We start from the raw sequence: 25618 nt of genomic DNA, 5'->3' as shown, positions 1-25618 counted from the left end.
CTCAGCCTAGGGGAGCGCGTTGCTTCAGGACGGCGAGTACGCGCTCGCACCAGCGGACGTTCTCCTCCTCGAAGGCGATGCCTCCCATCAGGGTGAGGTACGGGCCGACGCGGTCGGCCTCCCGGAGGTACTCCTCCTCGCCGCGGCCGGCCAGGAGGCGCTCGCGCACGCGCCGGTAGCGGGCGAGCTTGCCGCGGGCCCACGCCTCGCGCTCCTCGACCAGCGCACGGGTCGCACCCGGTTCCGCGCCGTCCATGGCCTGGATCTTGATGAGGAGTTCGTCGCGGATGGCGGTGGGCCGCCGGGGCGGCGTGGCGGCGAACGCGTGCAGGTCCTGGCGGCCGGCCTCGGTCAGCGTGAACATGCGCTTGTCGGGACGCCGTTCCTGGCGCACCATCCTGGCCTCGATCAGTCCGTCCCGGGCGAGGCGTTCCAGTTCCCGGTAGAGCTGCTGCGGGGTCGAGGCCCAGAAGTTGGCCAGCGACACGTCGAACACCTTCGACAGCTCGTACCCCGAGGCCTCGCCCTCCAGGAGCGCCGCCAGAACGGCGTACTTGAGAGACATGTGGACACCGTATCAACGGTTGACTAATCTATTCCGCACCTACTCAACAAATTGACTAAGGCGGGTTCGATGCGTGCATTCCGTGAGGCGGTCGAGAAGCTCGACCTCGACGCCGCCGAGGCGCTGCTGGCGCCGGACGTCGTCTTCACCAGCCCGGTCGTGTTCAAGCCGTACGCCGGAAAGGCGATCACGGCCGCGATCCTGCGCGCCGTCTCCGGGGTCTTCCAGGACTTCCGCTACGTGCGCGAGATCAACGACGTGAACGGCCGCGACCACGCCCTGGTCTTCACCGCGCGTGTGGGCGACCGGGAGATCAACGGCTGCGACTTCATCCACCTCGACGAGGACGGGCTCATCGACGAATTCACGGTGATGGTGCGCCCGTTGTCGGGGGCCCAGGCCCTCGCGGCGGCCATGGGCGAGCAGTTCGAGCGGATCGCCGAGGAGGCGCGGGCCCGCTCGGTCTGAGCGACACGTCCGGAGATCCGTTTCGCGCGTTCTCCCGGCACCCACGGCCGGTTGACGGTTGGATGTCCTCATGACGTCCGCCGAGCACGACCGGCTGATGCGGGCCAACCAGGCGAACTGGGACGCCCGCACGCCCGTCCATCTCGCCAGCCGCTTCTACGGTCTCGACCAGGACCTCGACCCCGAGCGCTGGTTCGCCCCGTTCGAGTGGGAGGACCTCGGCGAGCTGGCCGGGCGTGAGGTGCTGCATCTCCAGTGTCATCTCGGCACGGAGACGATCGCCTTCGCGCGGCGCGGCGCCCGGGCCGTCGGCCTGGATTTCTCCGCGGCGTCCGTGGCGGCCGCCCAGGACATCGCGGCGCAGGCCGGCGCGGACGTGACGTACGTACGGGCGAACGTGTACGACGCCGTCGAGGCCCTGGACGGGCGGCGGTTCGACGTCGTCTACACCGGCAAGGGCGCCCTGTGCTACCTCCCCGACCTGCACCGGTGGGCGGAGATCGTCGGCCGGCTCCTGCGTCCCGGCGGCCGGTTGTACGTCGTCGAGTTCCATCCCCTGCTCAACTCGCTCGGCCCCAAGCCCGCCCCGGGCGAGGGACCGGAGCTGCTCCTGCGCCACGACTACCTGGGCGGCGCCGGCCCGGTGCACCGCAACGGGACCCACACCTACACGGACGGGCCCGCCGTCGAGGGCACCACGGACAGTTACGAGTGGATGCACGGAATGGGCGAGGTCGTCAACGCGTTGACGGACGCGGGACTCGCCGTGCGGCGACTGCGGGAAGGCGACGAACTTCCCTGGCCGCGCTGGCCTCAGATGGTCCGTACGGAGTCCGGCTGGTGGCGGCTGCCCGAGCCGCGGATCCCGCTGTTGTACGGGCTGCTGGCCACTCGCTGAGGTAGAGTCGGCCCCCATCCACCGCCATCGGTGGTAAAGTGCGAGCAGCATTCGTGCACGCCCCTCTTTGCGGGCGCCGGTGCCAGTTCATCCTCTCTCTCCTTCATTTCCAGCACCACGACGCGTTCCGTCGTATCCGAGGTGCTGTTCCCCCGCCGCCCGGAGTCGTGCCACAGGCCCTCCCTTCGCGGCCCTCTCCCCCTCCCTTCGCATGTCCCATGCCTGCCGTCCGTGAAAGGACACACACCACCATGACCACCACACTCGAAAACCCACCCGTCCGGCAGCAGTCCCCGGCCCGGACCGTGGCCGGTGTCCTCGACATCGACGCGAGCGGGAAGGGGCACCTGCGCGCCGGGAACTGCCTGCCCTCGCCCGCCGACGCCGCGGTCTCCCCCGCGCTGATCCGCCGGTACGGCCTGCGCAAGGGCGACCTCGTCCAGGGCGTGCGCGGCGACCGGAGCGGCCTCACCGACGTCGTACGCATCGACGGCCGTACGCCCGGGAACCTGCGCGACCGGCGCCACTTCCGGGACCTGACGCCGCTGCATCCGCACGAGCGGCTGCGGCTCGAGCACCCGGCCGCCGGACTGGCCGGACGCGTCGTCGACCTGATCGCGCCGGTGGGCAAGGGCCAGCGCGGGCTCATCGTGGCCCCGCCCAAGACCGGCAAGACCGTCCTCCTCCAGCAGTTCGCCGCCGCCGTCACCGGCAACCATCCCGAGAGCCGGCTGATGATGCTGCTGCTCGACGAGCGGCCCGAGGAGGTCACCGACATGCAGCGCTGCGTGCGGGGCGAGGTGTACGCCTCGACCTTCGACCGCAGCGCCAAGCAGCACGTCGCGCTCGCCGACCTCGTGATCGAGCGCGCCAAGCGGCGCGTCGAGGCCGGCGAGGACGTCGTGGTCCTGCTCGACTCGCTGACCCGGCTGTGCCGGGCGCACAACAACGCGGCCGCTTCAGGTGGCCGCATCCTCACCGGGGGCGTCGACGCGTCCGCGCTGACCGGCCCCAAGCGGTTCTTCGGCGCCGCCCGGTCGGCCGAGGAGGGCGGTTCCCTCACGATCCTCGCGACCGCCCTGGTGGAAACCGGTTCCCGGGCCGACGACTTCTACTTCGAGGAGCTGAAGAGCACCGGCAACATGGAGCTCCGCCTGAGCCGGGACCCGGCCTCCCGCCGCGTGTTCCCGGCCGTCGACATCACTCCCTCGGGCACCCGCCGCGAGGAACTCCTGCTGAATACGGCCGAGGTGGCGGCCGTCCAGGGGCTGCGGCGCGTGCTGCAGGGCCGGGACGGGCAGGGCGGTCTGGAGACCCTCCTGGAGCGGATGCGCGAGACACCGGACAACGCGACGTTCCTGCGGCGCATCCAGCCGACCCTGCCGCAGGGCTGACGCGTCGGTCACAAGGGGATCATCCATCCGGGTGCCAGCGCGTGGAGTGCGGCCCCGTCGTCGCCGCGCGGAGCAGGTCCGTTCCTACGTTGATCATATGATCAACGGATTCTCTTCCCGGGTGGCCGTGTCGGCCGGTGCGCTCTGTTGTGCGGGGCTCCTGGCGCTGATGCCCGCGGCGGCGGCCGACCCCGGCGGGGCGGAGCCCACTCCGCCGGGCGGGCCGAGGGCCGCGGCACCGCACCCCTCGCTGCTCTACCGTTCCGGCACCCAGGTCCGCCCGCGCGCCGGGGTGCCTCGCGTCCCGGAGGTTTCCGCGCTGTCCTGGGTGGTGGCCGACGCCCGTACCGGCGAGGTGCTCGCCGCCCACAACGCGCACCGCAAGCTGCCCCCGGCCAGCACCCTGAAGACCCTGTTCGCCCTCACCGTGCTGCCCGCACTGCCGGCGGGCATCCGGCACACGGTCCGCGAGCGGGAGCTCCGGGGCATCGGTGCCGGCAGCAGCCTGGTCGGGGTCGCCGAGGGCCGTACCTACCGGATCGCCGACCTGTGGCGCGGTGTCTTCCTCAACTCGGGCAACGACGCCGTGCACGTCCTGGCCGAGCTCAACGGCGGCTGGCGGGTCACGGCCCAGCGGATGCAGGCCACAGCCCGGGCCCTCGGCGCCCTCGACACCCGCGTGGTGTCGCCCGACGGCTACGACGCGCCCGGCCAGGTGTCGTCGGCGTACGACCTGGCGGTGTTCGGCCGGGTGGGACTGCGCAACCCCGACTTCGCCCGGTACTGCGCCACCGTCGAGGCCAAGTTCCCCGGTGGCGGCGGCTGGTCGTACCCGATCCTCAACACCAACCGGCTGCTGAGCGGCGCCAAGGGGGTGAAGCCGTACCGGGGGCTGATCGGGATCAAGAACGGTTACACCAGCAAGGCCGGCAGCACGCTCGTCGCGGCGGCGCGGCGGGACGGGCGCACCCTGGTCGTGACGGTGATGAATCCTCAGGAGGGCGGCGGGTCCGCCGTGTACGAGGAGGCGCGCTCGCTGCTCGACTGGGGCTTCGAGTCGGCCGGGAGGGTCGAGGCGGTGGGCTCGCTCGGCGCGCCGGCCACGCCCGCACGGCCGGCGACGACGCCGCCCGCGGTCGCGGCGGCCGTACCGGAGGAGCACGGGTCCGTCTGGACGAGGGCGTGGCTGATCGCCGGCGCCGCCGGTACGGGCGCGGCGATCGTGGTGCTGGTGCTGCGGCTTCCGGTCCGCAGACCCGGACGGAGCTGACCCACCGGCAGCCACAGCAGCAGGCCCAGGGTGATCCAGACGTAGGTGTTGCCGCCCAGGAACCCGTCGACGCCGGACGCGTCGTCGCACCACAGCCACACCACGCTCGTGCACAGCACCGCGTACAGGGCGCCCGCGACCCGGCGGCGCCCCGCGCGGACCAGCACGGCGAAGGACGGCAGCAGCCACACCAGATGGTGTACCCATGTGATCGGGCTGACGAGACAGGCGGCGAGGCCGGTCAGCGCGAACGCCGCCGTCCAGTCCCCCGCCACGGCGGCACGGCGCGTCCGCACGGCCCACACGCCGAGGATCAGCAGGACCACCACCGCCCACACGGCCCGGTCCTCGACGCCGAGCCGGGCCAGGATGCCCTGCACCGACTGGTTCGAGACGTAACCGAGGCGCCCCACGCGGTCGGTGTCCCACAGCGCCTCGGTCCAGTAGAAGCGCGAGGCGTCCGGATCCACCCCGGCCGCGAGGGCCGTTGCCCCGAGGGCGACGGCCGTCGCGACCGCCGCCGCGCGCCGCCGTCCGGCCACCAGCAGCAGTCCGATGAACAGCGCGGGCGTGAGTTTGATGGCGGCCGCCAGCCCGATGCCGGCACCCGCCAGGCGTCCGCGCCCGGTGGCGAGCAGCGTCGCGTCGGTGAGGACGAGCGCCAGCAGTAGCAGGTTCACCTGGCCGAAGCTGAAGGTGTCGCGGAGCGGTTCGAACAGGGCGAGCAGGCAGGCGATCAGGGCCCAGCCGAACCAGCCGTGGCGCCGCCGGTCCGGTCCGGCGAGCAGGCGCAGGATCACCGCCAGGGCGGCCAGGTTGAGCACCAGGGCGGCGGCGATCGCGGTGTGCAGACCCAGCAGGGCCATCGGCGCCATGGCGACCGCGGCGAACGGCGGGTAGGTGAAGCCGTAGGACGTGCCGGGCACCCGATAGTCGTAGATGCGGCCGCCGTGGTGGGCCCAGGTGTCGATGCTGCCGTAGTAGACGCGCAGGTCGAACCAGTCGCGCAGCAGCGGCACGGTCGCGGTGAAGACCGTCACCAGCGTGGCGAGGGCGAGCACCAGCAGCAGCCGGCCCCGGTCGGTGCGCGGCGGGCCCGGGGTCATGCGGCACGTCCCAGCGCCGGGGCGAGTTCGGCCTGGTGGGCCTGGCACAGGACGACGACCGCGAGGGCGCCGCCGGAGACGGCCAGGACGAGTTGCCCCGTGTCCGCCGGGCCGCCGCTGGGCAGGACGCACAGCGCGAGCACACCGGTCACCGCCGCCGTGCGGGGGCGTACGGACGTCCTGGGTGCGGCGGCGGCGATGAGGAACAGGCCCCACAGGGCGTACCAGGGGCGGACCGCCGGGCCGAGCGCGGCCACCGTCGCCAGGGACAGGCCGAGCGCGTACACCGGCCGCAGGCGCAGCCGCAGCCAGATCAACACGATCGCGACCACGGCGGTCACGATGCCCAGCGCGTGCCAGACGGGGATCGCGAGGGGGGCGAGATCGCTGCCCAGGTGCTCCAGCAGGGCCTGGGTGGCGCGGCCGAGGAGGGTGGTCAGGGCCCAGTTCTGGGGAGAGACGGGCGTGTTCAGGGCGCCGACCCAGCCGTATCCGGTGCCGGCCACGGCCGTCGCGGCGACGGTCGTCACCGCGGCCGCGACGGTGGTCGTCACCAGGGCCTTCACCGGGCTGCGGCCCGCGCGGACCTGGAGGACGACGACGGCGGCGAGACCGAGCACCGCGGGCGCCTTGACCAGGGCGGCGAGGGTGACGAGGACGGCGCCGAGGACCGGCCACCGGCCGAGCGCGGCCACCAGGCCGACGCCGAGCAGGCCGAGCATGACGGCGTCGTTGTGGGCGCCCGCGACCAGGTGCAGCAGGACGAGCGGGTTGAGGGCGCCCAGCCACAGCGCGGCGGACGGGTCGGCGCCGCTGTGGCGGGCGAGGCGCGGCAGGGCGGCCGCCATCAGGGCCACGCCGGCGAGGGCGACGAGCCGCATCCCGAACAGTCCGGCGGGCAGTTCGCCGCGGGTCAGACCCGACAGGGCCGCGGCGACGGCGAGGAACACCGGGCCGTACGGGGCGCCGGTGTGCCGCCAGAGCGGGGCGACCTCGTCGGCGAGCGGACCGCCGAGCCGGGACGGCCCGTGCGCGTAGACGTCCATGTGCGCCTCGACCATCGCCCCCTGGGCGAGGTAGCTGTAGACGTCCCGGCTGAACAGCGGCGGGGCGAGCAGCAGCGGCGCCGCCCAGACGGCGAGGACGAGCAGCAGGGCGCGGGGAGCGGGTGGTCGCGGCCCGCGGACCAGCCGGCCCAGCAGCGCCCAGGCAGCGATCAGCAGGACGACGCCGAAGTACCCGCCGACCAGGCCGAGGGCGGCGCGAGCGGAGGCCGGGTGGAGAAGGTCCCCCACGGGCAGGGCGCCGGCCGTCTCACCGCCCAGGGCGAGGCAGGCGGTACCGGCCAGACCGAGTATCTGGCAGCGACGGAGATCGACGGGGAAAGCCATGGCCAACACTCGGGCAGCGTGTCAACGGCGCATGGCCGCAAGGGGACGCTCCCCTCTCCGGGGGGCGGACTGCGTGTGACCGGCCGGTGATCACCGGCCGATGAGCTTGCGTCGCGGTGACGGTCCTACCGGCATGGGGGCACCGGAGGAGTTCCTCGGCCGAGGGTCCCGGGCGCGCCGCGGGTCAGAACACGGACAGGCCCGTCAGGGTCGTGAACCGGTCGAGCGCCGCCACGCCCGCCACCGAGTTGCCCCGCTCGTCCAGGCCCGGGCTCCACACGCACAGGGTGCAACGGCCGGGTACGACCGCGATGATGCCGCCGCCCACACCGCTCTTGCCGGGCAGGCCCACGCGGTACGCGAAGTCGCCCGCCGCGTCGTACGTGCCGCAGGTCAGCATGATCGCGTTGATCTGCTTGGCCTGGCTGCGGCTGAGCAGGCGGGTGCCGTCGGCGCGGATGCCGTGCCGGGCGAGGAAGCTCGTGGCCAGGGCGAGGTCGGCGCAGGACGCGGCGATCGAGCACTGCTGGAAGTACTGCTCCAGGAGCGTCGGAACGGGGTTGTCGATGTTGCCGTACGACGCCATGAAGTGGCCGAGCGCGGCGTTGCGGTCACCGTGGGCGGACTCGGACGCGGCGACCTCCTTGTCGAAGGTCAGCTCCGGGTTGCCGCTCTCCGCGCGCAGGAACGCCAGCAGCTCGCCCGAGGCGTCTGAGGTACGGGTGTGCAGCCGGTCGGTGACGACGAGGGCGCCCGCGTTGATGAACGGGTTGCGCGGGATGCCGTTCTCGTACTCCAGCTGGACGAGGGAGTTGAAGGGGTTGCCGGAGGGCTCGCGGCCCACGTGCTCCCACAGGGCGTCGCCCTCGCGGGCCAGGTCGAGGGCGAGGGTGAAGACCTTGGTCAGGGACTGCGCGGAGAACGGCTGCCGCCAGTCCCCCACCCCGTACACCGTGCCGTCGAGGTCGGCGACGGCCATGCCGAAGCGGCGCGGGTCGCAGGCGGCGAGCGCCGGGATGTAGTCGGCGGGCCGGCCACGGCCGGGGGTCCGCTCGATCTCCTCCGCGATGCGCTCCAGGACCGGCTGGAAGGTCGTCGACGATGTCATGATCACCATTGTCCCTCTGCCGGTCCCGGTGCGCTCTCGTGGGTCAGGCCGGAGTCCGGCCGCTGCCCGCCAGGACCTCGGGGCGCAGCAGGCCGGCGAGTGTCTCGGCGGGGAGCAGGCCCTTCTCCAGGACGAGTTCGGCGACGCCTCGGCCGGTGGCGAGGGCCTCCTTGGCGATGTCGGTGGCGGCCGTGTAGCCGATGTGCGGGTTGAGGGCGGTGACCAGCCCGATGGAGTTCTCGACGCTCGTGCGCAGCGCCTCGGTGTTGGCGGTGATGCCGGACACGCAGCGCTCGGCCAGGGTCACGCACGCGCTCCGCAGATGCGTGATGGACTCCGACAGGGAGTGCAGGATGATCGGCTCGAAGGCGTTGAGCTGGAGCTGTCCCGCCTCGGCGGCCATGGTGATGGTGACGTCGTTGCCGATGACCTCGAAGGCGACCTGGTTGACGACCTCGGGAATCACCGGGTTGACCTTGCCGGGCATGATGGACGAACCGGCCTGCACGGGCGGCAGGTTGATCTCGCCGAGGCCGGCGCGCGGGCCCGAGGACAGCAGCCGCAGGTCGTTGCAGCTCTTGGAGAGCTTGACCGCGATGCGCTTGAGCACGCCGGACATCTGGACGAAGGCGCCGCAGTCCTGGGTCGCCTCGACCAGGTTGGCCGCGGTCACCAGGGGCAGGCCGGTGATGGCCGCGAGGTGGCGGCGGGCCGCCTCGGCGTATCCGGCGTGGGCGTTGAGGCCGGTGCCGATCGCGGTGGCGCCGAGGTTGATCTCATGGATCAGCTGGACGGCTTCGGCGAGCCGGGCCCGGTCCTCGTCCAGCATGACGGCATACGCGGAGAACTCCTGGCCGAGGGTCATGGGTACCGCGTCCTGCAACTGGGTGCGGCCCATCTTGAGCACGTCGCGGAACTCGACGGCCTTGTGGGCGAACGTGTCCTGCAGGACGGACATCGCGTCGAGCAGCCCGCGCACCGCGAACACCGTCGCGATCTTGACGGCGGTCGGGTAGACGTCGTTGGTGGACTGGCCGAGGTTGACGTCCTCGTTCGGGTGCAGGAACCGGTACTCGCCCTTGGCGTGGCCCAGCAGTTCCAGCGCCCGGTTCGCCACGACCTCGTTGGCGTTCATGTTGGTGGAGGTGCCGGCGCCGCCCTGGACGACGTCGACGACGAACTGGTCGTGCAACTTGCCGTCGCGGATCTCACGGCAGGCCTCGACGATGGCGGCGGCCTTCTTCGGGTCCAGCAGGCCGAGTTCCTCGTTGGCGAGGGCGGCGGCCTCCTTGACGGCGGCGAGGGCGTCGATCAGGTGCGGGTAGGCGGAGATGGGCATGCCCGTGATGGGGAAGTTCTCCGTGGCCCGCAGGGTGTGCACACCCCAGTACGCGTCGGCGGGAACGTCACGGTCGCCGAGCAGGTCGTGCTCGGAGCGGGTGGCGGCGGTCATGACGGTGAGGGTCCTCTTTCTGAGGGAACGTGAGGGTGGGTGGGTGCGCGCCCCTCAGGGGCGCGGGGAACGGCGCGACCAGCCGCATGCGGCCCGCGGCCGCCGGTGCGTCAGACGCGGGCCGGACCGGCGACCGGCTCCAGCGAACGGACGGGCCGCACTCGCCCGACCTCGCGCCCACCGCCGAGAAGCGGCTCGCCCCGAAACTCGGTGAGCAGCTCCGGGTCGACGCCGGCCCACGCCAACGCGGCGGCAGCCACCGGGATCCGCGCCCGGTTCGCACCGTCGGCGATCTTCACGGCGACGGCCCGCCCGTCGGGCAGCGCGGCGACCTGTACGCCCTCGAAGCCGTCCTTGGTGAGCAGCCCGGGCACGGCCCGCATCAGCGCGGCGACGTCCCGGCCGGAGCCGGAGGCCATCTCGGCGTGCTCGCGCATGGCGTCGGCCACCCGGGCCTCGGGCGTACCCGGCGCGGCGGTGGCGATCCGGGCGGTGGCGCGGGCCAGGCCGTGCAGGGAGATGGAGTACAGGGGCGCGCCGCAGCCGTCGACGGTCACCCGGGCGATGCGCTGCCCGGTGAGATCCTCGACGATCTCCGCGATGGCCTGCTGGAGCGGGTGGCCGGGGTCGAGGTAGTTCTCCAGGGGCCAGCCGTTGAGGGTGCAGGTGTAGAGCATGGCCGCGTGCTTGCCGGAGCAGTTCTGGGCGAGCCGTGAGGGCATCCGGCCCTCGCGCACCCAGGCGTCCCGGACGACCGGGTCGAACGGCAGGTCCGGGACGTTGCGCAGGTGGTCCTCGGTGACCCCGGCGAGTTCGAGGATGCGCCGGGCCCCGGCGAGGTGGCGTTCCTCGCCGGAGTGGCTGGCCGCCGTCAGCGACAGCAGCTCGCCGTCGAGCGGCAGCCCCGCCCGGGCCATGGCCACGGCCTGGACGGGCTTGATCGCGGAGCGCGGGTAGAAGGCGGCCTCGATGTCTCCGATCTGGAGCCGGACCTCTCCGTCGGCGTCGAGGACGACGACGGAGCCGTAGTGGATGCCTTCGACGATTCCGCCGCGGATGAGGTGGGCGACGGGGGCGTGGACGGGTTCACGGACAAGGGGTGCGTCCGCGGGAGAACTGCTGAACATCACTGCCTGCTTCTCGTGGAGCGGCGCGTCTGTCACGCGCCGGATCCGGTGGTGGACTTGCGCGCGACACGGCCGCGGACGGCGAACCATCCGGCGACCAGAGCCCCGACGATCAGCGGCAGGCACAGCACGGTGGTGCGTCCCGCGCCGCCGTCGGCGTACATGAGGACCAGGACGGAGGCGAGGAACACCAGCGTCACGATCTCGGTCCAGGGGGAGCCCGGCAGCCGGTAGCCCGGGCGGGTCAGCTCGCCCTTCTGGGTCTTCTGCCAGAAGAGGAGGTGACAGATCATGATCAGGCCCCAGGTGGCGAGGATGCCGATCGCGGCGAAGTTCAGCACGATCTCGAACGCCTTGGCGGGCACGACGAAGTTGAGGCCGACGCCCAGGACGCAGATGCCGCTGGTGAGCAGGATGCCGCCGTAGGGGACCTGGCTGCGGCTCATCACGGAGGTGAAGCTGGGCGCGGACCCGGCCATGGCCATGGAGCGCAGGATGCGGCCGGTGGAGTAGAGGCCGGAGTTGAGGGAGGACATCGCCGCGGTGAGGACGACGAGGTTCATCACGTCGCCGGCCGCCGGGATGCCGATGTTGGACAGCACCGTCACGAAGGGGCTCTCGCCGGCGGTGTACTTGTTCCAGGGCAGCAGCATCGACAGCAGGACGACCGAGCCGACGTAGAACAGGCCGACGCGCCACATGATCGAGTTGATCGCCTTCGGCATGATCTTCTCGGGGTTCTCGGTCTCACCGGCGGCGACGCCGACCAGCTCGACGGAGGCGTAGGCGAAGACGACGCCCTGGATGATCAGCAGCATCGGCAGCAGGCCGTGCGGGAAGACGCCGCCGCTGTCGCTGATCAGGGACGGGCCCGGCTGGTGCCCGTCGACGGGGTGCTGGGTGACCAGCAGGAAGATGCCTATGCACATGAAGAGGACCAGCGCGCCGACCTTGATGATGGCGAACCAGAACTCCAGTTCGCCGAAGATCTTCACCGAGATCAGGTTCACGGTGAGCACCACGGCCAGCGCGATCAGCGCGATCACCCACTGCGGGATGTCGGAGAACATGCCCCAGTAGTGGGTGTACGTGGCGACGGCGGTGATGTCGGCGATGCCGGTGGTCGCCCAATTGAGGAAGTACATCCAGCCGGCGGTGTAGGCGCCCTTCTCCCCCATGAACTCGCGGGCGTAGGACACGAACGCGCCGGAGGAGGGCCGGTACAGCACGAGTTCGCCGAGGGCGCGTACGACGAGGAAGGCGAAGAGGCCGCAGACCGCGTAGGCGATGAAGAGGGAGGGGCCGGCGTCGGCGAGGCGGCCGCCGGCGCCGAGGAAGAGGCCGGTGCCGATGGCGCCGCCGATGGCGATCATGTTGACGTGCCGGGACTTGAGGGACTTGCTGTACCCCTCGTCGCCGGCGTCGACATGGCCGGAACGTTTCTGCACATCGTCGTGCAGGGACTGCTCGCTCACGCCTGAGGTTCGCCTTCCGTGGGGAGATCCGAGTCCGTGCGCGGGGAACGCACGATGTCGGTGAGGGTGGTCTCGACGCGGTCGAGGTGGTGGGACATGGCCTCCACCGCGTCGTTCTCGGAACCGTCGATCAGCGCCTCGACGATCGCCCGGTGCTCGCGGTTGGACTGCTCGCGGCGTCCGCCCAACTCGTTGAGGAAGGCCGACTGACGCGCCAGCGCGTCCCGGATCTCCTCGATGACCCGGCGGAAGACCGGGTTCTGGGCGGCCTCGGCGACGGCGAGGTGGAACAGCGTGTCCATGGCGACCCAGGCCGTGGTGTCCGTCTCCCGTTCCATGCGGTCCAGGAGGTGGGCGAGGTGGTCGAGGTTCTCCGGGGTGCGGCGCCGGGCCGCGTACCCGGCGACCGGGATCTCGACGTGGCGGCGCACCTCCAGCAGGTCGCTGGCGGCGTAGTCGCCGAAGGTGGGGTCCTCGACGGTGCTGGCCACGACGAAGGTGCCCTTGCCGGTCCTGGACACGGTCAGACCCATGGTCTGCAGCGCCCGCAGCGCCTCGCGCAGCACCGGCCGGGAGACCTCGAGGGTCCGGCACAGCTCCGCCTCGGAGGGGAGCTTGTCGCCGATGGCGTACTCGCCCCGTTCGATGGCGTCGCGCAGGTAGGCCAGTACCGCTTCCATGGCACTGACCCGCTTCACGGGCTGTCCGGCTGTCCGGCTGTCTGACAGGTTCACGGGAGAGATACTCCGGGCGACGGCTTGTGCTGTCAAGGGGTGTCCCAAAGGGGCGCGGGGAACTGCGCGACGAGCCACGATGGCGCCGCAGACAGACGACGGCTCCTCCCGGCAGAACACTCAACTGTGCAGCACACCCGCTCCGAGCAGGCCGAACAGCAGCACTCCCACGACGATCCGGTAGATCACGAAGGCGTTGAACGAGTGCTTGGCGACGAACTTCAGCAGCCAGGCGATGGAGGCGTAGGCCACGACGAACGACACGGCCGTGCCCACCGCGAGTGGCGCCGCGCCCACCCCGGCGCCCAGGGCGTCCTTGAGCTCGTAGAGGCCGGCGCCGGTCAGGGCGGGGATGCCGAGGAAGAAGGAGAGCCGGGTGGCGGCGACGCGGTCCAGGTCGAGGATCAGCGCCGTGGACATGGTGGCGCCGGAGCGGGAGAAGCCGGGGAAGAGCAGGGCGAGGATCTGGGAGCCGCCGACCAGCATGGCGTCCTTGAACGAGGTGTCGTCCTCGCCGCGCTTGTGCCGGCCCATCCGGTCCGCCGCCCACATCACGCCGCTGCCGACGATCAGCGAGCCGGCGACCACCCACAGCGAGGCGAGCGGGCCCTCGATGAGCGGCTTTGCGGCGAGTCCGACGGCGACGATCGGGAGGGTCGCGCAGATCACCCACCAGGCGAACTTGTAGTCGTGGTGGTACCGCTCCTCGCGGTCGCGCAGGCCCCTCCCCCAGGCGGACACGATCCGCACGATGTCCTTGAAGAAGTACACGAGCACCGCGGCGATCGCGCCGACCTGGATGACGGCCGAGAACCCGACCACGGCGTCGTCGTCGACGGGGATGCCCATCAGCCCCTCGACGATCTTCAGATGGCCGGTGGAGGAGACGGGCAGGAACTCGGTCACCCCCTCGACGGCTCCGAGGACGACGGCCTGACCGACACTGATGACGCTCATGGGATCCAGTTCTGGTCGAGGGAGGCGGGGAGCGGAGGGGACAGTCCTACTGCACGCGGGCAAGGACGGCTCTCACCTGCACGCCCCACCCGCCCCCCACCCCTCGCGGACGGCCTCACATGCGCACGAGCGCTGCCCCCGCGAACGCCGCCCCGACGCCGGCCACCACGGTCGCCGCCACGTTGACGGCCGCCTGGCGGCGAGCCCCGGTCTCCGCCAGCCGCAGGGTCTCGTAGGAGAACGTCGAGTAGGTCGTCAGCGCCCCGCACAGACCGGTGCCGAGCAGCAGCTGAAGGTGGGTGGCGGCTCCGGTGAGCAGGCCGAGGATCAGGGAGCCGGTGACGTTCACCGTGAAGGTGCCCCAGGGGAAGACCGAGTCGTGGCGCGCCTGGACCGCCCGGTCGGTGAGGTAGCGCAGCGGGGCGCCGACCAGCGCGCCGCCGACGACCAGCAGCCAGTTCACAACGAATTCTTACCCTTCGCATCGGTTCCGCCCGGGGCGTCCGCGCGGCTCCTGTACCGCATGACCTCGCAGTCGTCGAGCGTCACCAGCCCCTCGGTGACCAGTTCGTCGAGCTGCGGCAGGAAGGCGCGGACCCGTGGTTCGGTGTCGACGATCACCACGGCGACCGGCAGGTCCTCGCTGAGGGACAGCAGCCGCGAGGTGTGGATCAGGGAGGAGCCGCCGAAGCCCTCGATGCCACGGAAGACGCTGGCACCCGCGAGACCCGCCGTGTGGGCCCGGTGGACGATCTCCGAGTAGAGGGGCTTGTGGTGCCAGGTGTCGCTCTCGCCGATGAACACGGTCAGGCGCAGGGCTCTGCCGGTCAGCCTCGTCATCGTTGCCTCCCTTGCAGGACACGGCGGGTCGTCCCGGCCGCGAGCCACACCGCTGTGAGCGCCGCGAGCGGGGTCGCGGCGAGGTAGACCAGACCGGTTCCGGCATGGCCGCCGTCGATGAGTTTCCGGATGTCGACGGCGTACGTCGAGAAGGTGGTGAAGCCGCCGAGGACGCCGGTGCCGAAGAAGGGGCGGACGAGGGGGTGCGCCGTCCGGACCTCGGTGAGGACCACCATGAACACGCCGATCACGGCGCAGCCGGCGATGTTGACGCAGAAGGTCGTCCAGGGGAAGCCGCCCGCGGACGCGGGCCACCAGAGGGAGGCGGCGTAGCGGGCGGCCGCCCCCGCTCCCCCGCCGAGCGCCACGACCGCGACGGCGGGTGCCTGGGCTCGCCAGGAAGGCCGCCGGGGGGTGGCGGCCGGAACGCGGAGGCTCTCGGGGGATGTCATGGGGTGTGTCTCCTACTCGCCGGGAGCCCGGGGCCGCGCGGGCGCGTGCCGTCGCAAGTAGGGACCGTTGGCGGCGTCCTTGCCGCGGTTCGGGTACGGCGGGCCCCACCGCCGCGCCGCGAGAGGGTCGCGGCCGGAGTTCAGGTTAACCCCGGGGCGGGGTGGGGTCACTCCGAGGCGGGCGGCGACGTCACTTCGGGGCAGGTGGCTCGCAGACCGCCACGCCCCGTTCCCAGACGCTGCCCAGGACCAGGCGCCCGCCCGCTTCGCAGACGCTGGTGGCCATGCGGTAGCCGGAGCGGCGGCGGGCGAGGTGGTGGACGACGCGGCCCTCGTCGTCGAAGGCCTGGAGGGCGAGCGTGCCGGTGGGACGGAACGGGGCGCGTACGGCCATGCGCGCGGCGGCGGCGCGGACGCCGGGCGCGCGGCGGTGGAGCAGGTCGAGGGCCGGTACGCGGGGTCCGGCGAGCGCGACCCAGATCGGTCCGTCGGGTGCGCCGCGCCAGAGGTTGTCGGGCATGCCCGGCAGGTTCTCGGCGAACGGCTCGCTCCGCCCGGCCTTCGGTCCGGTGAGCCAGTGGCGCAGGAGCCGGTACGCGCCGGTCTCGGCGATGACGAGGAAGGACTCGTCCGCGCCGACGGCGACCCCGTTGGCGAACTGCAGGCCGTCCAGCACCACCTCGGGTGTGTCACCGCCGGGGGCGAGTCGCAGCAACCGTCCGGTCCCGGTGTGTTCGACGATGTCGCCGATCCAGTGCTCCAGGGGGTACCGGCGGCTGGAGACGGTGAAGTAGACGCTGCCGTCGGAGAGGGACACGGCGTTGCTGCAGAAGCGCAGCGGCTCCCCCGCCACCGAGTCGGCGAGGATCCGGACCGTGCCGTCGCCGGTGTCGACGCGCAGCAGTCCTCGTTCGGCGTCGCACACCAACAGGTCGCCGTCCGGGAGGAGTTCGAGCCCGAGCGGCCTGCCGCCGGTCTCGGCGATCACCTCGACGCGGGCCTGTACCGGGTCGGCGAGGGCGTCGAGCCGCAGGATGCGGCCGTCCGCGACGCCGGTGAGGACGCGGCCGCGCGGGTCGGCGACCACGTCCTCGGGGCCGGGGCCCACCGCGACGTAGTGGCAGGGGACGAGTTCCGTGGGACGGTCCATTGCGCGCGTGTCCTTCACCATCGGGGGCGATACCGCTGTACCGGGTCGCCTACCAGCCCTTCTCAAACATCCGGGCGACCTCGGCGATCCGCATGTCGTCGCGGTGGTAGCGCACGCGGCCCGCGGACCTGCTGGTGCGCAGCATGCCGGTGGCCTCGAGCAGCCGGAGATGGGTGACGGCGACCGGGCGCGGTATCGAGAACCGCTCGGCGACGGCGTCCGCGGTGACACCGTCCGCCGCGGGAGCGGGTTGCTTCAGCCAGGCCAGGATGCGGAGCCGGGTCTCGTCCGTGGGTGTCCTCAGCATGTCGTGCCCCTGCCTCGCGGCTCGCCCTCTCACCGCGTGTTCCCACTGTCTCGCAGCGGACACCGTGGCGTCCCGGGCTTCGGCATCGTTGACCGATACCGAACTGCCGGATCGCGGAGCGGAGTTCGGGCAGGCGGGCGACGAGGAGAAGGACCCCGGGAAGCCGGGGCCCTTCTTCCGGGGGGTCAGCGGTGCCGGAACCAGGACATCGACGTCAGCGCCCGGTCGTCGTAGCCGAACAGCGCCTGGTTCTCCCAGGCGTTGCCGGAGGCCGCGTCGGTCGGGTCCCAGCCGTTGCCGGCGACCGCGGTCCAGGTCGCCTCCCAGTAGAAGGCGCCGAGTCCGCGGCCGTTCGGGACGGCCTCCACGATGCTCATCATGTCGTTCATCCACCTGGTCTGGCCGGACACGCTCGCCGGGTATCCGGAGACCAGCTCGTCAGCGGTGTTGATGATGTTCTCGTGGGCGTCCTCGCCGTCCAGGCGGAACGGGTAGGCGGTCTCGGCGACGAAGACCGGCTTGCCGTAGCGGGAGGCCGCGTCGTCGAGCGTGGTCTGGAAGTCGGCCAGGGTGCCGTGCCAGTAGCCGTAAAAGGACAGGCCGATCGCGTCGAACTTCACGCCGTTCGAGCGCGCGCTGTCGAACCACCAGCGGGTGCCCTCCAGGTCACCGCCCTCGGCGAGGTGCAGTGCCACGGTGGTGGAGGGGTTGACCGCCTTGACCGCGTCGTAGCCGGAGTTGAGCAGACCGGCCAGCTGCGTCCAGTGGGAGGTGGATCCCTCGTTCCACAGCATGCCGCCGTTGATCTCGTTGCCGACCTGGACCATGTCGGCGGTGGTGCCCTGCGCCTTCAGGGCGTTCAGCACGTCGTACGTGTGGTCGTACACGTCCGTCTTCAGTTGAGCGTACGAGTGTCCGGCCCAGGCGGCGGGCTTGTCCTGGCGTCCCGGGTCGGCCCAGAAGTCCGAGTAGTGGAAGTCGACCAGCAGCTTCATGCCCTGCGCCTTGACGCGCTTGGCCGTGGCCAGGACTCGGGCCTTGTTGTTGTAGCCGTCGGCCGGGTTCACCCAGACCTTGAGGCGCGCGTAGTTCATGCCGTTGGACTTGAGGACGGCCAGGGGGTCGCCGGCGGTGCCCGAGCTGTTCCGGTAGACGCCGCCCTTGGCCTCGCTCTTGGCCAGCGACGAGATGTCGGCACCCTTGATCGACGTACCGGACGTGCCCGACGTGAAGGTCAGGTCGTCGACGTTGATCCAGTTGCCCGCGTTCGCGTCGCTGTTGATGCTGATCGTGCACCGGTTGCCGGTCACCTGGACCGGCACGACGATCCGGATCCACCCACTGGCCGAGACCGGCAGGTCGGTGCGCTGCTCGGCGCCGCCGCAGTTCTTCAGCGCCAGGTACGCGGACTTCTGCCCGCCGCCGGAGCGCACCCAGGCGGTGAGCTTGTGGTTCCCGTTGGCGAGTCCGGACAGGTACTGGTAGGTCTCCACCTTGTAGGCGGTGGAGGCCCAATGGCTCAGGCGGTGGGTGCCGCCGTGGCCGCCGGGCTCGGTGAACGAGGCGCCGGTGTCGCCGTATTCGGACCAGCCGCTCGGGGTCGCGGCGCCCGCGCCGTCGGCTTCGAAGCCGCCGTTGGCCAGTGTGCTCGCGGCATGGGCGGAGGTGGCGGGCAGGGCGGTGAGGGCGAGGCCTGCGGCGAGCGGGAGCAACAGGGCCCTGAGGGTGCGTCTGGGATGGAACATCGTCGTCCGTCGTCCCTTCGACGTGGGGGTTGGGGAGTGCCTCTCACCCGGAGGCAGGTGAGGGCCCCTCCGCCCGCGGCTCGTGGCCCGCGCGGGCGGAGGGAGTCGGTTCAGCCGTCGAGCCGGACGACCCGGACGGCTCCGGCCGGGACCGCCAGGCGGCCGGCGGCGCGGTCACCGGTCAGCAGCTCGGTGCCGGGGACCTCCAGCGGCACCTTGGCGTCCGAGCCGGTGTGGTTGACGGCGAACAGGTAGGTGCCCGACGCGCCGGTGCGGCGGACCACTTCGACGTCCCGGGGCAGATCGGCGCGCGGGGCGAGCCCCGCGTCCTCGCCCGCCCGGCCGAGCAGTGTGCCGAGGCCGTCGGCGCCGAGCCGGGTGGAGACGTACCAGGCGGTGCCCTCGCCGAGGCGGTGCCGGGTGACGGCGGGCAGACCGGCGGTGAGGCCGTCGGCGTAGGTCAGGACGGTCTCGGCGCCGCGCGGCACCACGAACTCCGTCCACACGTCGGCGTCCAGCTCGGTTCCGCCGGGGCCGGTGACGCGCACCCGTTCGCCGGGCAGCAGCGGTGAGAACTCCTCGACGGTGAGGCCGAGGACGTCCCGCAGGGGCCCCGGGTAGGCGCCCTCGTGGACGGCGTCGTGCTCGTCGACGATGCCGGAGAAGTACGAGACGACCAGCGTGCCGCCGTTCTCGACGTAGGCCGTGAGGTTGCGCCCGGCCGCTTCCGTCATCAGGTACAGAGCCGGTACGACGACAAGGGGATACCTCGACAAGTCGGCTTCCGGGTGGGCGAAGTCCACGGTGAGGTGACGGTCGTAGAGGGCTTCGTAGAAGGCGTCGGCGCGCTCGCGGGCGTCGTGGTCGACGCTGGGGCGCCAGTCGAGGTTCTGCGCCCACCAGGAGTGCCAGTCCCACAGCACGGCCACGTCGGCCTCGGTGCGGGTGCCGCGGATCTCGCTCAACGCCTCGACGAACGCGCCCAGTTCGACGACCTCGCGCCAGACGCGGGTGTCGGTGCCGCCGTGCGGGAGCATCGCCGAGTGGAACTTCTCGGCGCCGCGCCGGGACTGGCGCCACTGGAAGAACATCGCGCCCTCGGAGCCGCGCGCCACGTGGGCGAGGGAGTTGCGGGCCATTTGGCCGGGAGCCTTCGCGGGGTTGCGGGGCTGCCAGTTGACGCCCGAGGTGGAGTGCTCCAGCAGCAGCCAGGGGGCGCCACCGGCGACGGAGCGGGTGAGGTCGGCGGCCATCGCCAGGTTGACGTGGGTGCGGCGGCCGTCGGTGATCAGGTAGTGGTCGTTGGTGACGAGGTCGACCTCGCGGCCCCATGCCCAGTAGTCGACGGAGTCGCACTGGCTCAGGGCCGTCATGAAGTTGGTGGTGACCGGGACGCCCGGCGAGAGACGGTGCAGGATGTCCCGCTCGCTCACGAAGTTCTCGCGCATGGTGGCGTCGGCGAACCGCTTGTAGTCCAGCGCCTGGCCGGGGTTGACGGCCGCCGGGGTGAGCCGGGGCGGGTTGACCTGGTCGAAGTCCGCGTAGCACTGGCCCCAGAAGGCCGTGCCCCAGGCCTCGTTGACCGCGTCGACCGTGCCGTACGTGGTCGCCAGCCAGTGGCGGAAGTGGGCGGCGCAGGAGTCGCAGTAGCAGGCGGAGACGGGGACGCCGTACTCGTTGTGGACGTGCCACATCGCCAGCGCGGGGTGGTCGCCGTAGCGCTCGGCGAGCCGGGTGGTGATGGACGCGGCGGCCGCGCGGTAGTCGGCGTTGCTGTGGCAGATGGCCGCGCGGGAGCCGAACTCGTAGCGCACGCCCTCGGCGGTCACGGGCAGCGCTTCGGGGTGGGCCCGGTAGAACCAGGCGGGCGGGACGACGGTGGGGGTGCCCAGGTCGACGCGGATGCCGTGCTCGTGCAGCAGGTCCAGGAGCCGGTCCAGCCAGCCGAAGTCGTAGCGGCCGGGTGAGGGCTCCAGCAGCGCCCAGGAGAAGATCCCGACGCTCACCATCGTGACGCCGGCCTCCCGCATCAGCCGGACGTCCTCCTGCCAGACGCTTTCCGGCCACTGCTCGGGGTTGTAGTCCCCACCGAAGGCGAGCCTGGCGAGGCCCCTGGGGGTGGTCTCCGGCATGGATGGTCTCCCGGTCGATCGATCAATTGGGAACGTGCACACACGCCAACGCGGTGCGCAGGCCCACATAACCGCACAGCAACAACCATTGACAAGTGTCCGAGATGTTTCTCTACTGTGAACGCTCACAGAAGCATGGCAGGTCCCCGCAGCGGGCGGGGGCCCAGGTCAGGGGAGATATCCATGCCGTACACGAAGCGCCGTCGCCTCGTGACATCCGCCGTCGCCATGGCGCTCGGCGCCACCGCCCTCGCCGCCTGCGGCACGGAATCCGGAGACAGTGAGACCTCGGGGCCGGTCTCGCTGACCTACTGGTCCTGGACGCCGGGCATGGACAGGGTCGTGGACCTGTGGAACAAGGGGCCGGGCAAGAGGGACCGGATCACCGTCACGGTGAAGAAGCAGGCGTCCGGCGACACACTTGTCACCAAGATCCTCACCGCGCACAAGGCCGGCAAGGCGCCCGATCTGGTGCAGGCGGAGTACCAGGCGCTGCCCACGCTGGTGAGCAACGACGCCCTGGCGGACATAGCGAAGAACGTGGGCGACGCGGAGGACAAGTTCGCCGACGGCGTCTGGCAGCAGACGACGCTGGGCACGGACGCGGTCTACGCGGTCCCGCAGGACATCGGCCCGATGATGTTCTACTACCGCGAGGACCTGTTCAAGCAGTACGGCCTGACGGTGCCGACCACCTGGGACGAGTTCGCGGAGACCGCCCGCAAGCTCAAGAAGGCCGCCCCCGACAAGGACCTCACCACCTTCTCCGCCAATGACTCCGGCCTCTTCGCGGGCCTCGCCCAGCAGGCGGGCGCCAAGTGGTGGACGACCTCCGGCGACCAGTGGAAGGTCGCCATCGACGACGCGGCGACGCGGAAGGTCGCCACGTTCTGGGGCGGCCTGGTCAAGGAAGGCGCCATCGACAACCAGCCGATGTACACCCCGGCCTGGAACAAGGCGCTCGACACCGGCAAGCAGATCGCCTGGGTCAGCGCCGTGTGGGCACCGGGCACGCTGACCACGGCCGCCCCCCGGACCAAGGGCAAGTGGGCCATGGCCCCGCTCCCCCAGTGGTCCGCGAGCGAGAACCGCACCGGCAGCTGGGGCGGCTCCTCCACCGCCGTCACCACGGACTCCCGGCACCAGGAGGCCGCCGCCGAGTTCGCCGCCTGGCTGAACACCGACGGCGACGCCCTCAACGCACTGGCCAAGGAGAGCGGCATCTACCCGGCCGCCAAGAGCGCCCAGACCAGCGGCGCCTTCCTCGAGCCGCCGGCCTACTTCTCCCACCAGGCCGACTTCTACACCAAGGCCGCCGACATCGCGCAGACCACGGCGCCGTCCGCCTGGGGCCCGAACGTGAACGTCGCCTACACCACCTTCAAGGACGCCTTCGGCGCCGCCGCCAAGAACAAGTCGGACTTCGGCGCCGCGCTCGGCGAGATGCAGGACGACACCGTCGCCGACATGAAGAAGCAAGGCTTCGAGGTCGCGGAGTGAACAGCACGGCACGCCGGCGGTCGTACGGGGTCAAGGGGGCCCCGTACGACCGCCCCTCTTCCACCCTCAAGCGAGCGCGAAGCGCCCCCTACGTCTTCCTCCTCCCCGCGACGATCCTGTTCGCGCTGTTCTTCGCACTGCCCATCGGCTACGCGCTCTGGCTCAGCCTCCGCAAGGTGAAGGTCTCCGGTCTCGGCCTCGGCTCCGGCGCCCGCAAGGAGGTCTGGGCCGGCCTGGAGAACTACACCGACGCCCTCTCCGACAGCGAACTGCTGCACGGCGCCCTGCGCGTCCTGGGGTACGGCTGCATCGTCGTCCCCGTGATGCTCGGCCTGGCCCTGCTGTTCGCGCTGATGCTCGACTCCGACAAGGTGCGGCTCGCGCCCTTCACCCGGCTCGCGATCTTCCTGCCGTACGCCGTCCCCGGTGTGGTGGCGGCGCTGCTGTGGGGCTTCCTCTACCTGCCGGACGTCAGCCCTTTCTACTTCGTGCTCGACAGGCTGGGGCTGCCGCAACCGGACCTGCTGGACGGCGGGCCGCTGTACCTGGCCCTGTCGAACATCGCGGTCTGGGGCGGCACCGGCTTCAACATGATCGTCATCTACACCTCGCTCCAGGCGATCCCGGTGGAGGTGTACGAGGCGGCGAAGCTGGACGGCGCCACCCCGCTCCAGATCGCGCTGCGGATCAAGATCCCGATGGTGGCGCCCTCGCTGGTGCTGACGTTCTTCTTCTCGATCATCGCCACGCTCCAGGTGTTCAGCGAGCCGACCACCCTCAAGCCGCTCACCAACTCCGTGTCCACGACGTGGAGTCCGCTGATGAAGGTGCACCGGGACGCGTTCGGTGAGGGCGACATCCACGGGGCGTCCGCGCAGGCCGTGATCATCGCCTTCGCCACGCTGCTCCTGTCCTTCGGCTTCCTGCGAGCCGCGAACCGTCGTCAGAAGCAGGAGGCCGCTCGATGAGCTCCGTTGCCGTCCCCCAGACAGAGCCCCTGGCGGGCAGCACGCCCGGCACCGACCGGGGCCGCCCGCCGCTGCGCCGCCGGATCGCCCTGATCCCCACGGTCACCCTGCTGCTCGGGGCGGTCTACTGTCTGCTGCCGGTGGCCTGGGTGGTCATCGCCGCGACCAAGTCGGGCCGTGAGCTGTTCTCCACGTTCACGTTCCTGCCCGGCACGGGTTTCGCCGCCAACGTCCAGGATCTGAGCGCCTACCGCGACGGCGTCTACTGGCAGTGGATGGGCAACTCCGCCCTGTACGCCGTCCTCGGTGCCCTGCTGTCGACGTGCGTCTCGGCGTTCAGCGGCTACGCGCTCGCGACGTACCGCTTCCGCGGCCGCGAGACGATCTTCAACGTGCTGCTCGCGGGTGTGCTGATGCCGCCGGTGATCCTGGCCATCCCGCAGTACCTGCTGCTGGCCGAGACCGACCTCACCGACTCCTACCTGTCCGTCCTGCTGCCGCAGATCCTCTCGCCGTACGGCGTCTACCTCGCGCGGATCTACGCCGCCGCCGCGGTGCCCGCCGACGTGGTCGAGGCGGGGCGGATGGACGGGGCGGGCGAGTGGCGGATCTTCACGCGCATCGCGCTGCCGATGATGATCCCCGGGATGGTGACGGTGTTCCTGTTCCAGTTCGTGGCCATCTGGAACAACTTCCTGCTCCCGTACATCATGCTCAGCGACGACGAGAAGTTCCCGATCACGCTCGGCCTGTTCACGTTGCTGGAGCAGGGCGCCAACACCCCGGCGCTGTACACGCTGGTGATCACGGGCGCGTTCCTCGCGGTGCTTCCGCTGGTCGCCCTCTTCCTGGTCATCCAGCGGTTCTGGAGTCTGGATCTGCTCTCCGGAGCCGTAAAGTCATGACCGTGAACGCTACGGGAGGCAGGCGCAGGCCGCCCACGATCCACGACGTGGCGCGCGAGGCGGGGGTCTCGCGCGGCACCGTCTCACGCGTCCTCAACGGCGGCCACTACGTCAGCCCGGCCGCCCAGGAGGCGGTCAATGCGGCCATCCGCAGAACGGGTTACGTGGTCAACCGGCACGCCCGCTCCCTGATCACCGGTCGGTCCGACTCGATCGGTTTCCTGCTCACGGAGCCGCAGGAGCGGTTCTTCGAGGACCCCAACTTCAACGTCCTGCTGCGCGGCTGCACCCAGGCGCTCGCCGCGCACGACGTGCCGCTGCTGCTGATGCTGGCGGGCACCGAGGACGAACGGCGGCGCATCACGCGGTACATCACGGCCGGGCACGTCGACGGGGTGCTGCTGGTCTCCAGCCACTCCGGTGATCCCGTCGCCGAGCAGCTGCGCGAGGCGGGGGTGCCGCTGGTGGCGTGCGGGAAGCCGATCGGGGTGGCTTCCAAGGTGAGTTACGTGGCCGCCGACGACCGGGACGGGGCCCGCGACATGGTGCGCCACCTTCTGTCGCTCGGGCGGCGCCGGGTGGGCATGGTGACCGGCCCGCTGGACACGCCCGGCGGGGTCGAACGCCTCGCCGGCTACCAGGAGGTGCTCGCGCAGGCGGGCCTGGAGTACGACGAGCGGCTGGTCGTCTCCGGCGACTACAGCCGGGCCAGCGGCGAGGCGGGTGCCGAGCGGCTGCTGGCGCAGGCCCCGGACGTCGGCGCGGTGTTCGTGGCCTCCGACCTCATGGCGCAGGGAGTGCTCACGGCCCTCCACCGGGCCGGGCGGCGGGTGCCGCAGGACGTGGCGGTCGGCGGCTTCGACGACTCGCCGGCCGCCGTGGCCTCCAGCCCCGAGCTGACGACCATCCGGCAGCCCTGGGACCGCATCAGCTCCGAGATGGTGCGGGTGTTGCTCGCGCAGATCGGGGGCGAGGATCCGGCGGCGGTGATCCTGCCGACGGAGCTGGTGAAGCGGGAGTCCACGTAGCGCCTCCGGGGAGGCGTGGTCCATGCACGGTCATTGAACCCTGCACCGGTGTACCGTTCCCATATGGCGGTGAAAACGGCTGGTGGGCAGCTCGAGGACCGGTGGCGGGACATCCTGTCGGCGCACGCGCGCACGATGTGCGAGATCGACCGTGCGCTGCATCCGCACGGTCTCGGCGCGTCCGATTTCGAGGTGCTGGACCTGCTCGCCACCGCGGCGCCCGAGGAGGGCGAGCAGTGCCGGGTGCAGAACCTCGCAGGCAGGGTCCATCTCAGCCAGAGCGCGCTGTCGCGGCTGATCGCCCGGCTGGAGAAGGACGGTCTTGTGGCGCGGTCCGTGTGCAAGGAGGACCGGCGGGGCGTGTGGGTCGCCCTGACGTCCAAGGGCCGTGACCTGCACGCGGAGGTGCTGCCCTTGCAGCGGGCAGCGCTGGCCCGGACGCTGGGCGGAGGGCCGCCCAGGCCCGGATCGGGTCGGTCGCCCTACTAGGGCCTGTCGTTTGGATCAGGTCGCAGGAAAGCGACGGTGCTTCTCAACGCCGGTGAGCGGGGTCTGGTGCGTGTCTCTGCAAGGCGGAGGAGGGCGTCGACGCGGAGCGTCGGCAACCGACGACAACGCGGCAGAGGCGCGTGCCAGACCCCGCGT

Annotated in this window: 24 protein-coding genes and 1 pseudogene; 9 read left to right on the top strand and 16 right to left on the bottom strand. The window is 71.4% G+C overall.

What is annotated here, in order from left to right; all coding sequences use genetic code 11:
- Nucleotide 1 precedes the first annotated feature (1 nt).
- Nucleotides 2-565: a PadR family transcriptional regulator gene (locus G3I77_RS30930; protein WP_248508820.1), complete on the bottom strand. Its 564-nt coding sequence runs from the start codon at nucleotides 563-565 to the stop codon at nucleotides 2-4.
- Between the two features lie 69 nt (nucleotides 566-634).
- Between G3I77_RS30930 and G3I77_RS30925 the strand changes: the two genes are divergently transcribed.
- From G3I77_RS30925 to G3I77_RS30910, 4 genes and pseudogenes are all read left to right on the top strand, one after another.
- Complete coding sequence (locus G3I77_RS30925; RefSeq protein WP_248508818.1) at nucleotides 635-1033, top strand: nuclear transport factor 2 family protein; 399 nt, start codon at nucleotides 635-637, stop codon at nucleotides 1031-1033.
- 70 nt (nucleotides 1034-1103) lie between these two features.
- Nucleotides 1104-1931, top strand: a complete 828-nt coding sequence (locus G3I77_RS30920; protein ID WP_248508816.1) for a class I SAM-dependent methyltransferase — start codon at nucleotides 1104-1106, stop codon at nucleotides 1929-1931.
- A gap of 251 nt (nucleotides 1932-2182) precedes the next feature.
- Nucleotides 2183-3325: a transcription termination factor Rho gene (gene rho, locus G3I77_RS30915; RefSeq protein WP_248508814.1), complete on the top strand. Its 1143-nt coding sequence runs from the start codon at nucleotides 2183-2185 to the stop codon at nucleotides 3323-3325.
- A gap of 97 nt (nucleotides 3326-3422) precedes the next feature.
- Nucleotides 3423-4259 (top strand): annotated as a pseudogene (locus G3I77_RS30910) (D-alanyl-D-alanine carboxypeptidase family protein); the annotation flags it as partial.
- Between the two features lie 59 nt (nucleotides 4260-4318).
- Here G3I77_RS30910 and G3I77_RS40955 read toward each other — a convergent pair.
- The 15 genes from G3I77_RS40955 to G3I77_RS30835 form a co-directional block, all read right to left on the bottom strand.
- Entirely contained in the window at nucleotides 4319-5701 is a 1383-nt protein-coding gene (locus tag G3I77_RS40955; protein ID WP_308311430.1) for a glycosyltransferase 87 family protein, read from the bottom strand.
- The gene (gene mptB, locus G3I77_RS30900; protein WP_248508811.1) at nucleotides 5698-7092 is read right to left on the bottom strand and encodes a polyprenol phosphomannose-dependent alpha 1,6 mannosyltransferase MptB; all 1395 of its coding nucleotides are present in this window, start codon (nucleotides 7090-7092) and stop codon (nucleotides 5698-5700) included. The genes G3I77_RS40955 and mptB overlap by 4 nt, the downstream gene beginning before the upstream one ends.
- A 184-nt stretch (nucleotides 7093-7276) precedes the next feature.
- Nucleotides 7277-8209, bottom strand: coding sequence for a glutaminase (locus G3I77_RS30895; RefSeq protein ID WP_248508810.1), 933 nt, complete (start codon nucleotides 8207-8209; stop codon nucleotides 7277-7279).
- 34 nt (nucleotides 8210-8243) lie between these two features.
- Nucleotides 8244-9653 carry an aspartate ammonia-lyase gene (gene aspA, locus G3I77_RS30890; protein ID WP_248508806.1) on the bottom strand — a complete coding sequence of 470 codons (1410 nt, stop codon included), beginning with the start codon at nucleotides 9651-9653 and terminating at the stop codon, nucleotides 8244-8246.
- A gap of 110 nt (nucleotides 9654-9763) precedes the next feature.
- Nucleotides 9764-10780 carry an asparaginase gene (locus tag G3I77_RS30885; RefSeq protein WP_248508955.1) on the bottom strand — a complete coding sequence of 339 codons (1017 nt, stop codon included), beginning with the start codon at nucleotides 10778-10780 and terminating at the stop codon, nucleotides 9764-9766.
- A 32-nt stretch (nucleotides 10781-10812) separates the two neighbouring features.
- A complete protein-coding gene (locus tag G3I77_RS30880) occupies nucleotides 10813-12255 on the bottom strand; it encodes an amino acid permease (protein WP_248508804.1) in 1443 nt (480 codons plus the stop codon).
- On the bottom strand, nucleotides 12252-12989 hold the full coding sequence (locus G3I77_RS30875) for a FadR/GntR family transcriptional regulator (protein ID WP_248508802.1): 738 nt from the start codon (nucleotides 12987-12989) through the stop codon (nucleotides 12252-12254). Before G3I77_RS30875 ends, G3I77_RS30880 begins: the two co-directional genes overlap by 4 nt.
- 120 nt (nucleotides 12990-13109) lie before the next feature.
- On the bottom strand, nucleotides 13110-13946 hold the full coding sequence (locus tag G3I77_RS30870) for an undecaprenyl-diphosphate phosphatase (protein WP_248508800.1): 837 nt from the start codon (nucleotides 13944-13946) through the stop codon (nucleotides 13110-13112).
- A 115-nt stretch (nucleotides 13947-14061) separates the two neighbouring features.
- Nucleotides 14062-14409 (bottom strand): CrcB family protein, encoded by a 348-nt coding sequence (locus G3I77_RS30865; RefSeq protein ID WP_248508798.1) that lies wholly within the window; start codon nucleotides 14407-14409, stop codon nucleotides 14062-14064.
- Nucleotides 14406-14786 carry a DUF190 domain-containing protein gene (locus G3I77_RS30860; protein WP_248508796.1) on the bottom strand — a complete coding sequence of 127 codons (381 nt, stop codon included), beginning with the start codon at nucleotides 14784-14786 and terminating at the stop codon, nucleotides 14406-14408. Before G3I77_RS30860 ends, G3I77_RS30865 begins: the two co-directional genes overlap by 4 nt.
- On the bottom strand, nucleotides 14783-15238 hold the full coding sequence (gene crcB / locus G3I77_RS30855) for a fluoride efflux transporter CrcB (RefSeq protein WP_248508794.1): 456 nt from the start codon (nucleotides 15236-15238) through the stop codon (nucleotides 14783-14785). Before crcB ends, G3I77_RS30860 begins: the two co-directional genes overlap by 4 nt.
- 190 nt (nucleotides 15239-15428) lie before the next feature.
- Entirely contained in the window at nucleotides 15429-16388 is a 960-nt protein-coding gene (locus G3I77_RS30850) for an SMP-30/gluconolactonase/LRE family protein (protein WP_248508792.1), read from the bottom strand.
- 49 nt (nucleotides 16389-16437) lie between these two features.
- Entirely contained in the window at nucleotides 16438-16695 is a 258-nt protein-coding gene (locus G3I77_RS30845) for a helix-turn-helix transcriptional regulator (protein ID WP_248508790.1), read from the bottom strand.
- Nucleotides 16696-16880: 185 nt separating this feature from the next.
- Nucleotides 16881-18440 carry an arabinogalactan endo-1,4-beta-galactosidase gene (locus G3I77_RS30840; protein WP_248508788.1) on the bottom strand — a complete coding sequence of 520 codons (1560 nt, stop codon included), beginning with the start codon at nucleotides 18438-18440 and terminating at the stop codon, nucleotides 16881-16883.
- Nucleotides 18441-18550: 110 nt separating this feature from the next.
- A complete protein-coding gene (locus tag G3I77_RS30835; RefSeq protein ID WP_248508786.1) occupies nucleotides 18551-20572 on the bottom strand; it encodes a beta-galactosidase in 2022 nt (673 codons plus the stop codon).
- Nucleotides 20573-20755: 183 nt separating this feature from the next.
- On the opposite strand from G3I77_RS30835, the gene G3I77_RS30830 reads away from it, so the two are divergent.
- The 5 genes from G3I77_RS30830 to G3I77_RS30810 all read left to right on the top strand — a co-directional run bounded on the left by G3I77_RS30830 (nucleotide 20756) and on the right by G3I77_RS30810 (nucleotide 25462).
- The gene (locus G3I77_RS30830; RefSeq protein WP_248508784.1) at nucleotides 20756-22072 is read left to right on the top strand and encodes an ABC transporter substrate-binding protein; all 1317 of its coding nucleotides are present in this window, start codon (nucleotides 20756-20758) and stop codon (nucleotides 22070-22072) included.
- The gene (locus G3I77_RS30825) at nucleotides 22069-23040 is read left to right on the top strand and encodes a carbohydrate ABC transporter permease (protein WP_248508772.1); all 972 of its coding nucleotides are present in this window, start codon (nucleotides 22069-22071) and stop codon (nucleotides 23038-23040) included. Before G3I77_RS30830 ends, G3I77_RS30825 begins: the two co-directional genes overlap by 4 nt.
- Entirely contained in the window at nucleotides 23037-23945 is a 909-nt protein-coding gene (locus tag G3I77_RS30820; RefSeq protein ID WP_248508770.1) for a carbohydrate ABC transporter permease, read from the top strand. Before G3I77_RS30825 ends, G3I77_RS30820 begins: the two co-directional genes overlap by 4 nt.
- Nucleotides 23942-24973 carry a LacI family DNA-binding transcriptional regulator gene (locus G3I77_RS30815; RefSeq protein WP_248508768.1) on the top strand — a complete coding sequence of 344 codons (1032 nt, stop codon included), beginning with the start codon at nucleotides 23942-23944 and terminating at the stop codon, nucleotides 24971-24973. Before G3I77_RS30820 ends, G3I77_RS30815 begins: the two co-directional genes overlap by 4 nt.
- Before the next feature lie 63 nt (nucleotides 24974-25036).
- Nucleotides 25037-25462 carry a MarR family winged helix-turn-helix transcriptional regulator gene (locus G3I77_RS30810; RefSeq protein WP_248508767.1) on the top strand — a complete coding sequence of 142 codons (426 nt, stop codon included), beginning with the start codon at nucleotides 25037-25039 and terminating at the stop codon, nucleotides 25460-25462.
- Nucleotides 25463-25618 lie beyond the last annotated feature (156 nt).

It is taken from the genome of Streptomyces sp. D2-8 (assembly GCF_023184515.1).
In the GTDB taxonomy this organism is placed as follows: domain Bacteria; phylum Actinomycetota; class Actinomycetes; order Streptomycetales; family Streptomycetaceae; genus Streptomyces.
Note: the sequence above shows the minus strand (reverse complement) of the source record. Positions and strands in the feature narration are given on the sequence as shown.